Source organism: Termitidicoccus mucosus (assembly GCF_038725785.1).
GTDB classification, from domain to species: Bacteria; Verrucomicrobiota; Verrucomicrobiia; order Opitutales; family Opitutaceae; genus Termitidicoccus; species Termitidicoccus mucosus.
On the sequence record NZ_CP109796.1, the window covers coordinates 6,702,540 to 6,712,456 of the forward strand.

The window sequence follows — 9,917 nt, forward strand, 5'->3', positions numbered from 1 at the left end:
CAAGGGCACGGTCATCACAGCGCGGATTCCGATGCGCCCCCCCCGCCGCCGCCGAGATCACGTTATAAGCATTTTCGGTTTAATCTATCGCATAATCCGGCGGCGCCCCACAACAAAGCCGCCCCCTCGTTTGTTCCGGGTTCTTCAGGGGGGCATAAATCAATCGGACCAATCCTTTGGTCTGCCCCGCTTATCAACGGCAGTCCGTCATCGCCGGCCATGACACACTCAACAACGTCATGATGGGGCGGCAAGTGACACACGGTGCTTCCTTTGCCGTAAAATATGCGGGGTAGGTGTTTCCACTGACTACCCAGAAAACAGGCGCGATGCTAAGCTATTCGTATTCACAAATATATTACCAATCTGACGCAGGTGCAAGATGGTATCAATAAACATATTGCGCCATATCTATGACAACGGAACACGGAAAAAACGGCTCCATTAACAGTCCGAATAACTCAATTTGCGGATTCACTTCCACATTCATCTCCACCTTTGCAATCACATTGGCCCTTGTTTCACCGGCCTTGATTCCGGTGTGCATGAACGGCCAGACGCCACCATCACAATTGCCATGGTTCAGCGGCACGGCCACCGCGCACGGCAACTTCACCCTCGCCTCGGGCAGCACCGTCGATGTGGACGTTGCGCTTGTCGACCAGAACCAGCTCGGCGCGTTCGCCAGCGGCTGGGACGGCGCGTCGCTCACCGTCACGTCAAGCAACGCGGGCACCCTCATCCTCAGCGGCACCAACACCTACACCGGCGCCACCCTCCTGAACGGCGGCACACTCGCCCTCGCCACGCCGGGCGACGCCGGTCTGGCGCTGGCGGGCAGCCCGCTCATTTCCTTCGCTGGCACCGCCGCGCTGAACATCCGCGGCGACGCCACGATTGGCTCGCGCATCACGGTCGGCGGCGGCGCGGTCTCGGCCGTCGACATCGACGCCGGCAAGCTCGCGACGTTCACCTTGCCACTGGCGGGTGGCAGCCGGCACACGGATGTCGTCACAGGCGGACGGCTCGCCGTCAGCGGCAGCGCCCTGTTCGCCGACAACAAGGCGCAGAGCGTCTACGGCGCCGCGCTCAACGCGGCCAATGGCGCGCTCGTCACCTTCGGGGACATGGCGCGCTTCACGGGCAACACCGTCAACAAGGACGGCGGCGCGCTGGTGCTCTCCGGCACGGTCATTTTTCGGAACGGCGCCGTGTTCGCCAGCAACACCGCCGGCCTGAACAGCGACGGCAGCCTCAGCGGTTATGTCAGCGGCAACACCCGCAACGCCGGTGGCGGCGCCATCGCCACGCCCTTAAACACCCCGGCGCAATATCTCTACATCGGCAGCAACGCCGGCGCCCCCACGCTTTTCGAAAACAACGTCGCGCACGGCATGGGCGGCGCCATCTACATGGTCGGCGGACACCTCGAACTCGACGCCGCCCGGAACGACATTATTTTCCGTGGCAACACCTACGAGAAATACGGCAACAGCCTCACCGGCGTCATCAACGGGCGCAATTCCATCTTCATGCGCGAGACCGACCTCACGCTCAACGCGGACGCCGGGCGCACCATTTATTTTTACGACCAAATCATGCAGGACGCCACCGGCGGCACCGTCAAGGCGATCACCAAGACCGGCGACGGGCGCGTCTATTTCACCGGCGCGAACACCACCGGCATCGAGAACCTCGCGATGAGCATGGGTCTCCTCGGCGCGGCGGGCGCGCGCTCGCGCACGCTCGTCAACGCGGGTCTCTTCGAGCTGGCCGACGGCATGATTTACGGCTCCAATCAGGACGGCGTGGACTTCACCCTCGCCACCAGCGCGACGCTGCGCACCAGCGGCGCCGGCAATATCAGCCTGCGCGGTGGCGGCCTCTTTTTCCAAAACGGCTCGCTGGTTGACATCACCGGCAACACCACGCTGACGCTGACCTCCGGCACCGCGCGCTTCGAGGGCGGCTCGGTCTTCGCCGGACAGGGCACGCTCGCCACCAACTCCGTCGCCAACAGCGTCATCATCGGCGCCTCCGCCGGCGACACCGTCACCGGCCTCGTCAACGCCGGCGGCACGCTCACCGTGTCCGCGCGCCTCTCCGGCACGGGCGCGCTCGACAAGACTGGCGCTGGCAGGCTCGTGCTCACCGGCACCGGCAGCCGCGTCGGCGCGATGAGCGTCACCGCCGGCCTCGCCGACCACCGGCAGCGCGGCGCCTTCACGACCGACGGCGACTACACCGTCGCCGCCGGCGGCACGCTCGCGCTCAGCGGCTCCAGCAGCATCGTCAGCGGCGGCGCCTACGCGCAGGACGGCGCGCTGCTCGTCACCGCCGGCGCCAACGCCCCCGCCATCACCGCGCAAACTTCCACTCTCGGCGCGGCCAGCACATTGACCGTGACCGGCTTCACCGGCGCCGCCAGCGGCACCAAGGCCAGCCAGATTCTCAGCGCCACCAGCCACGTGCTCATCCACACCACCGGCGGCATCACGGGCGACTTCGCCGTGAAAAACATCACCGGCCCCGGCGCGAGTCCGCAGGACTTCCTCCTCACCGGCGGCTACATCCGCAGCGGCACCGACTACGTGCTCGGCTCGCAACAGGCGTGGTTCAGCGGCACGCCAACCAGCCACGGCAACTTCACCCTCGGCGCCGGCGAGTCCTTCGACATTGACGTGACCCTCGCCAACACCATCGCCCACGCCGGCTGGGACGGCCGGTCGCTCACCAAAAAAGGCGACGGCCTGCTCATCCTCAGCGCGGGCAACACCTACTCCGGCAGCACCAGCGTGCAAGCCGGCGAACTCCGCATCACCCACACCGCCGCGCTCGGAGCGGGAGGGGCGGGAGGGGCGGGAGGCCTCGTTGACATCGCCGCAAACGCGACGCTCACCGGCACGTTTGCCGGCGCCTACACGTTCACCAACACCCTCACCGGCGCGGGCCTGCTCGACGTGAACCTCACGACTCAGGGCAACATCTTCGCGCTCACCGGCAACAACACCGCCTTCACCGGAACCGCGCGCCTCGCCAACAGCACCTTCACACTCGCGAACAACACCTTCGCCGCCGCCACGCTCGTCAGCGCGACCGGCAACCACACCACCGTGGCGACCGGCACGAACACCCTCGCCGGCCTCGTGCTCGACGGCGGGCGCGTGGACTTCGACACCAACGTCCCCGCCGACGTGATTTCGCCCGCCTGCATTGATGCGGGCACCGGCACGATCAACCTCGTCACCGGCACGGTCGGCGTGCGCATCCCCGCCGGCGCCACCACCCCCGCCGCCCCGCAAACCCCGCTGCTCCAGCAGGACGACGGCGCGCTCACCAAGCTCGCCGGCTCCGCGACCACCACCGGCAACATCGGCGGCATCAAGCTCCTCGACCTGAACACCAACGCCCTCGTGACCGCCACGCAGACCGCCGCCATCAGCCAGTCCGGCGCGCAGGTGGCCACCGGCACCTACGGCTACGGCCTCGCCACGGGCGACGCCGCCGGCAGCAACGGTCTCTACGTCAGCTACGGCCTCGTCGCGGTTGACATCCTCGCCAACCAGACGCTCCTCCTCGCCAGCGACACCGCGGCGCCCGCGGGCGCCGCCGAGTTCCACGCCGTCATCAGCGGCAGCGGCCACCTCGCCCTCGCCGCCACCTCGGCCATCACGCTCAACGCCGCCAACACCTACACCGGCACAACAACGATCACCAGCGGCACCGTCATAGCCGGCGCAAACAACGCCCTCGGCAGCACGAGCCATCTGGCCATCACAAACACTGCCGCGCTCGACCTGAACGGGAAAACCCAAACCATCGGAGCCTACACCGGCGCGACCGGCGCGGGCCTGCTGCTCAACGGCGGCACGCTCACCGTGAGCGCGACCAACGGCGGCAGCGGCCGCTTCGATGACCGTGGCGCGCGCACCGGGCTCGGGGGCGGCGTCCTCGTGCTCAACGGCGGCACCGCCTCCGGCGAGCTGACCGGCGCCGGACGGCTCGAACTGCAAAGCGGCACCTTCACCGTGACCGCCGCCAACACCGGCCTGGCCGCGGGCACGACCATCGCCGCCGGCGCGACCGCGGACTTGAAACACACCGCCGCGCTGGGCAGCGGAAGCATCGCGGTGGACGGCGCGCTCAAGCTCGACCTCACGGCCGGCGGCACGTTTGCCAACGCGCTCAGCGGCACCGGCGCGTTGATCAAAACCAACACCGGCACCGCCGTCATCGCGCAGGCCAACGCCGGCTTTGCCGGCAATGCCCGGGTGGAACTCGGCCGCCTCGTCCTTGAAAATCTCTCTGCGCTCGGCGCCGGCGCCACCGCCGCGCCCGTGAGCGTGGACGCCGGCGCGACCCTCGAATACCGCAACGCGAACGGCGCGATGCGCAACGCCGTGTCGGGTTCGGGCACGCTGGCGGTCACGAACAGCGGCTCGCTGGCCATCGCGCACGACAACACCATCGCGAATGTCGCGCTGGACAACGCGGTGGTTTACCTCAGCGCGACGAATGCGCTCGGCGGCAGCGCCGCCCGCGTGGACGCCGATGCCGGCTCGGCCCTCTGGCTGGCGGTTGACAACGCGCGGCTCGGCGCGATGACGCTCAACGGCGCGAAACTCGGCTTCACGCATAGTGGAAGCGGCGTCCCGCCGCTTTTCAAAACCGCGACCCTCGCCAGCCTCGCCGGCAGCAACGCGACGCTGGAGTTCAACGTTGACTTCACCGCGACCGGTCTCGCCGCCCCCGGCGGCGCCGCCGACCACCTGACCGTGACCGGCACCAGCGCCGGCACGCACACCGTCGCGGTCAACGCCCTCGGCACGGTCCCCGGCAGCGGCGAGACGGCGATCCCGCTCATCACCGACGCGCGCGGCGCGGCCGATTACCGGCTCGCCGGCGGCAAGGTCGACTTCGGCCTGACCGAGTTTGAGCTCGCCAGCGGCGCCGCGGCCTCGAGCACCCTGCCCCTTGCCGCCGACACCTGGTATCTGTTCGGCACCGGCCTGTCCGAGGCGGCCGACGCGATCATCGACACCGCCTCGCTGCTGGGCAAGGACTGGCATTACTCGCTCGACGCGCTCTACCTGCGCATGGGTGACGTGCGCGCGGAGCTGTCCGGGGTGGAACACCCCATGGGCAACGTCTGGGTGCGCAGCCGCGGCTACCGGCTGAACGCCTCGAACGAGCTGTCCGGCCGCGGCTTTGATCAGTATGCCTACGGGGTGACCGCCGGCGGCGACAAAGCCTTCCGCACGGAGAGCGGCGTGAACCTGGTCGGCGGCTTTGTGGACGTGGGCCGGATCACGCGCGACTTCGACGGAAACAACGAGGGCGCGACGAGCAACGTCTCGGCTGGCCTCTACGGCACCGTCTTGAAGGACAACGGCTGGTATGCGGACCTCATTTTCAAGGCCGACCGCTACCGGCACAACTTCGACGCGGTCTCGACATCAGGCCGGGTGATCTCGGGCGACTACAGCAGCAACGCCTACGGCGTGTCGCTGGAACTGGGCCGCCGCCTGGAACGCGCGAACGGCTGGTGGGCGGAGCCCTCGGTGCAGGCCGCCGTGGCCTGGCTGGGCGGCGCGAGCTACCGCACCACCCCGGAGAACACGGCGATCAATGTGAAGGTGGACGGTTCCCGCGCCGCGCAGTACCGCGGCCTGGTGCGCTTCGGCAAACAACTCCGCGACTCGCGCTGGGCGCCCTACGGCAAGCTCGGCGCGGTCAGGACCGACACCGACGGCGGCGTGATCCACGCGCACGACCGCACCTTCGCCTCTGACTTCGACGGCTGGCGCCTCGAGGCCGGCCTCGGCGCGGCCTACCGCCTCAACGCGTCGAGCCAGTTGTATCTGGACTACGAATACGGCAGGGCCTCGGCCTACGAGCGCCCTTGGTCCCTCAACCTCGGCTACAGGAGATTCTGGTGAGAATGGAAAATTGCAAATTGCGAACGGAGGGCGCCGCCGCGCCGGCGGCTGGCGAGGGCGGCGGCTCCCTTTATTTGTGATTTGCAATGCCATGCTTCCCGCTTCGCCCGGAACGTCATTCGGAATTTATCGAAACTCATGTCATGAAAAATAAAACAGAAACGCTCATCAGCTCGCTGCCCATGGTGCGGTATGCCTTTATCGTGCGCGGGCATCTGGCCGGCGGCAGCCGTGTCACGATCATGGGCCACGTCCACGCCAGAAAGGAAATGTATTACCAAGCGCAGGCGCGCGCGCTTGATTCCATCCTGAAGGACATCCCTGCCTTCGAGCTGGACAGGGAGTACGCCATCGGCCTGAGAATGTATGGAGGTAAACGCGGCCGGCCGGCGGGCCAATGAGTTTGCGCATGCGCAAAAAGGGGCAAAACAGCACAAGGTTTCAGCTGGATGGTGTCGTCACGAGGTTTTAAGCCGGAGGTGCAAGTGTGCAACTATGCACGTGTGGCGGAGAGAGCGTGTATTGAAAGAATAACTATACTAAATTCCCTTTACATTGACACAGAGAGATGGGAAAAAGGAATATATGAAAGCTTATGGGATAGACCTGCGGGAACGGATAGTGGGATTTGTAAGGGGGGGAGGAGGCAAGGCCGAGGCGGCTGCGCTTTTCAAGGTGGGTCGCAAGACGGTTTACCGCTACCTTGAGGCGGAAGAAAAGGGCGCATTGGAGGCGAAAAAAAGCTGGGGGACTTGGCGCAAACTCGACCCGCAAAAGCTCGCCGATTACGTGGGCGGGAATGCGGACGCAACGCTCGCTGAAATCAGTTCCGCGCTCAAGGTGGGGCGTCACGCCATCTGGAAGCGGCTGCGCCAACTGGGCATCACATTAAAAAAAAGCCATCGAGTATCGGGAACGCGACGAGGCGCAACGGGAGGCCTTCGGCAAGGAACTCGAAAAGTTAGACGCAACAAAAGTGTATTACCTGGACGAGTGCGGGATTGAGCACGGTTTGTATCGCGAACAGGCCCGTGCGCCGCGCGGGCAAAAGATCCCTGCCCAAGTGAGCGGAAAGTTACGCAAACGCACCAATGTAATCGGAACCTGTCAGTCAGGGAAACTGGTGGCCTCGATGGTGTTTGAAGGAGCCTGCAACGCGGCAGTGGTGGAGGCGTATTTTGAGAAAGTGCTGCTGCCGGTGTTGCCCGAAGGGAGCGTGGTGGTGCTCGACAACGCGCGATTCCACCACGGCTCCGCTGCGGCGGAACTGTCCGCCGCGAAGGGGATAAGACTCAAATACCTCCCACCCTATTCGCCCGACCTTAATCCGATCGAACACTTCTGGGCTAAATTCAAAAGGCTTCTGCGTCCGCAGCTTCCCTCTTCCAACAACCCCTTCCTCACCATCATCAATTTGTGTCAATGTTGTTAGAAAAGGCTATACACGAGTGGAGAAGAGCGGATGCCAAATGAAGGTGAGGGGGGAAGAGGGTCGTCAGAGGATGCAGGAAGAGGCGTGTGCAAAGGGCGGATGACAACGAGCAAGTCAGCCGGGAGCACGACCGGGCTTCCAGCCGTCGCGAACCGGCCTGATTCCAGAGGGAAGCCGGGGATTTCATGAATAGGTTGCCACGTGACGGCGGCAACCTACCGATGAAACAAAGAAAATCCGCATTCACCATCAAGCCGTTCAAGAATCGCAACGGCGTGATTTCATTCCGCGTAGCCGGCTGGTTGCTCGGCGAGCGCATCCGCAAGAACTTCAAAACCCGCGAGGACGCCATTGCAGAACGCGCCGCGCTGGAACTGCGTCTGCTCCAGTCGCAATCCAATCTGCGCGGCGCGAGCACGTTTTTGACCGAGGCGCAGTTGCGCGAGGCCGAGGCCGCGTTTCTCCGGCTGGAGAAGGCGCGGCGTCCGCTCACCTTCTACCTCGACTACGCGCTGGCCAATTACCGCGAGCCCCGAGGCCGCGCCTAGGGTCGTCGATGCCGTCGAAACCTACATGAAGGCGCGCAAGGAGGACGTGCAACAATCGTTGCTCAGCGAACGGCAGTTGCGCAATATCCGGTTGGAGCTGACGGAGTTCCAGCGGCATTTTCCGACGCAGACGCTCGCGGAGGCGGGCACGGAGGCGTTGCACGCTTACATCCGGCGCGACGGCGGGTCGCTGAAGACGCAGAACAACCGGCGCGGCGTGCTGTGCGCGTTTTTCAACCATGCCTGCCGGAAAGGCTGGCTGGTGAAAAACCCGCTGGAAGGCACCACCCGCCACCGCATCGACCACAGCCGGGGCGGGGCCGAGGCGCTGACGGCGGAGCGCGCCGCGCAACTCATGGCGCATGTCGAGACCGTCCACGGCGGGGCATTCGTGCCGTTTTTCGCGCTGTGCCTGTTCGCCGGCATTCGGCCCGACGGGGAAATCTCCAAATTACCCGCCGCCGACGTGCGCTTGGAAAACAGCGCGATCACCATCGAGCCGTGGGTGTCCAAGGTGAACATGCGCCGGCTGGTGACCATCCAGCCGAATCTTGCCGCGTGGCTCAAAGCCTATCCGCTGGACGAATACCCCGTTATTCCGCCCAAGGACAAAATGAAAAGCATCGCAAAAAAACTCACGCGCGTTCGGAAAAAATTCGGCATCGGGCATGACGTGTTAATTCTACTTTGTTAACCGAAATGCCACACAGCCAGTGGACGGGGAGGTTGGCTCGGGGAGCGCACGCGTCTCGCGTGCGGTGTTCGGCGTCCCGCCGAACACGGTTTGGCGGAAAGGCTTGGGCGGGACGCCCAAGCCGGCACGCGAGACGCGTGCGCTCCCCGAACCCGTCCCTCGCGTAACAGTTAACAAAGTAGAATTAAGGCACACGTTCATTTCGATGCATGTGGCGAAATTCCGCTTGATGGGCGACACGGCGTTGCAGGCGGGCAATTCGGAAAGCATCATCCGCCACCATTACCTGAACGTGACCACCTCGCAGGAGGCCGGAGCATTCTTCGCCATCCTGCCGAAGCGGGTTGCCACGCCGCAGACGGAGCCAGCGCCGCAGGCAGCGAGCGCGCCCGCGCCCATGCCTGCGTCCGACCGGCAAGACCGGCTCGCCGCATAAACCCGCAACCGGGCGGGGCGGAAGGGCGGATGCGGTTTCCCAGCCGCATCCGCCTTCCTCCCCCGCCGCCTTCGCCCGGCTCCTTTCGTTTCCGCGCCGCACTTGCGGAGAACCAGGGCACGCCCACGGAATGGAAGCCCCCCGCGCGCCATGTGATGCGCGCACGCTGCGCGAATGGACGCGCGCCCGCCGCATTCCGCATCACCGCGTCGGGCACTTTGTATATTACGACCTTGCCGAGGTCTCCGCGCATATCCGCACCCGGCTGCTCGTGCCCGCGCGCGGATAAAACCGCCCAGAATACGGCAGGAGATTCCAACGCCACATGCGCCATGCGTGTGGCGCTTTTATATACATCGAAAATCCATGCGCGAAATCCGGGCAAACCCGCGGCGAAGCGCGCCGCTATTTTGATTTTATAAACACTGGCAGGATGCGGGGCGAGACAATCACATCCATGAATAATCAAAATAATAAACCATCTCCGTTGCGGAGGTGAAATTTACACAAAATTTGCTTGACGCATCTGTTTCTTAAATTTATCCAAATAAAAAATTTAAAAAATCCGTAAATGTAAAAACTGAATTTTTACCAAAATATTTCCAAGGATAAATGACTTGAGAGATCGGCAAGTTAATAATCTGAAATAGCAATTACGCTAATATCATAAAATGAGATGCCTCGATTACATTTTTTTTATGATTAGCAAGGCCCTGTTGGGTGTGGTTGCGATTGGTGGCGGAAACGGGCGGATGGAGGATTCGGTGAGGAGAAGGCTCGGGGAGCGCGCGCGTCTCGCAAGCTGGCGAGGGCGGGACACCCGAGCCCTTCAATCCAAGCGGCGGGACGGCGCTTCCACTTTTCCGAA

The 9,917-nt window shown here is 64.2% G+C and carries 9 protein-coding genes; 8 read left to right on the forward strand and 1 reads right to left on the reverse strand.

The window, feature by feature from the left end:
- Positions 1-388: 388 nt before the first annotated feature.
- Complete coding sequence (locus OH491_RS23700; protein ID WP_334319018.1) at positions 389-547, reverse strand: hypothetical protein; 159 nt, start codon at positions 545-547, stop codon at positions 389-391.
- Between OH491_RS23700 and OH491_RS23705 the strand changes: the two genes are divergently transcribed.
- The 8 genes from OH491_RS23705 (at position 546) to OH491_RS23740 (ending at position 9,338) form a co-directional block, all read left to right on the forward strand.
- On the forward strand, positions 546-5,939 hold the full coding sequence (locus OH491_RS23705; RefSeq protein ID WP_334319017.1) for an autotransporter outer membrane beta-barrel domain-containing protein: 5,394 nt from the start codon (positions 546-548) through the stop codon (positions 5,937-5,939). The genes OH491_RS23700 and OH491_RS23705 overlap by 2 nt on opposite strands.
- A 143-nt stretch (positions 5,940-6,082) precedes the next feature.
- A complete protein-coding gene (locus tag OH491_RS23710; protein ID WP_068768746.1) occupies positions 6,083-6,340 on the forward strand; it encodes a hypothetical protein in 258 nt (85 codons plus the stop codon).
- A gap of 184 nt (positions 6,341-6,524) precedes the next feature.
- Positions 6,525-6,944 (forward strand): IS630 transposase-related protein, encoded by a 420-nt coding sequence (locus tag OH491_RS23715; RefSeq protein ID WP_145928494.1) that lies wholly within the window; start codon positions 6,525-6,527, stop codon positions 6,942-6,944.
- Entirely contained in the window at positions 6,841-7,371 is a 531-nt protein-coding gene (locus tag OH491_RS23720; protein WP_084441789.1) for an IS630 family transposase, read from the forward strand. The genes OH491_RS23715 and OH491_RS23720 overlap by 104 nt, the downstream gene beginning before the upstream one ends.
- Before the next feature lie 185 nt (positions 7,372-7,556).
- Complete coding sequence (locus tag OH491_RS23725; RefSeq protein WP_145928552.1) at positions 7,557-7,919, forward strand: hypothetical protein; 363 nt, start codon at positions 7,557-7,559, stop codon at positions 7,917-7,919.
- Between the two features lie 25 nt (positions 7,920-7,944).
- A complete protein-coding gene (locus tag OH491_RS23730) occupies positions 7,945-8,613 on the forward strand; it encodes a tyrosine-type recombinase/integrase (protein ID WP_068768744.1) in 669 nt (222 codons plus the stop codon).
- A gap of 211 nt (positions 8,614-8,824) precedes the next feature.
- Entirely contained in the window at positions 8,825-9,049 is a 225-nt protein-coding gene (locus OH491_RS23735; RefSeq protein ID WP_334319016.1) for a hypothetical protein, read from the forward strand.
- A 130-nt stretch (positions 9,050-9,179) separates the two neighbouring features.
- Complete coding sequence (locus OH491_RS23740; RefSeq protein WP_334319015.1) at positions 9,180-9,338, forward strand: hypothetical protein; 159 nt, start codon at positions 9,180-9,182, stop codon at positions 9,336-9,338.
- The last annotated feature ends 579 nt before the right edge of the window (positions 9,339-9,917 follow it).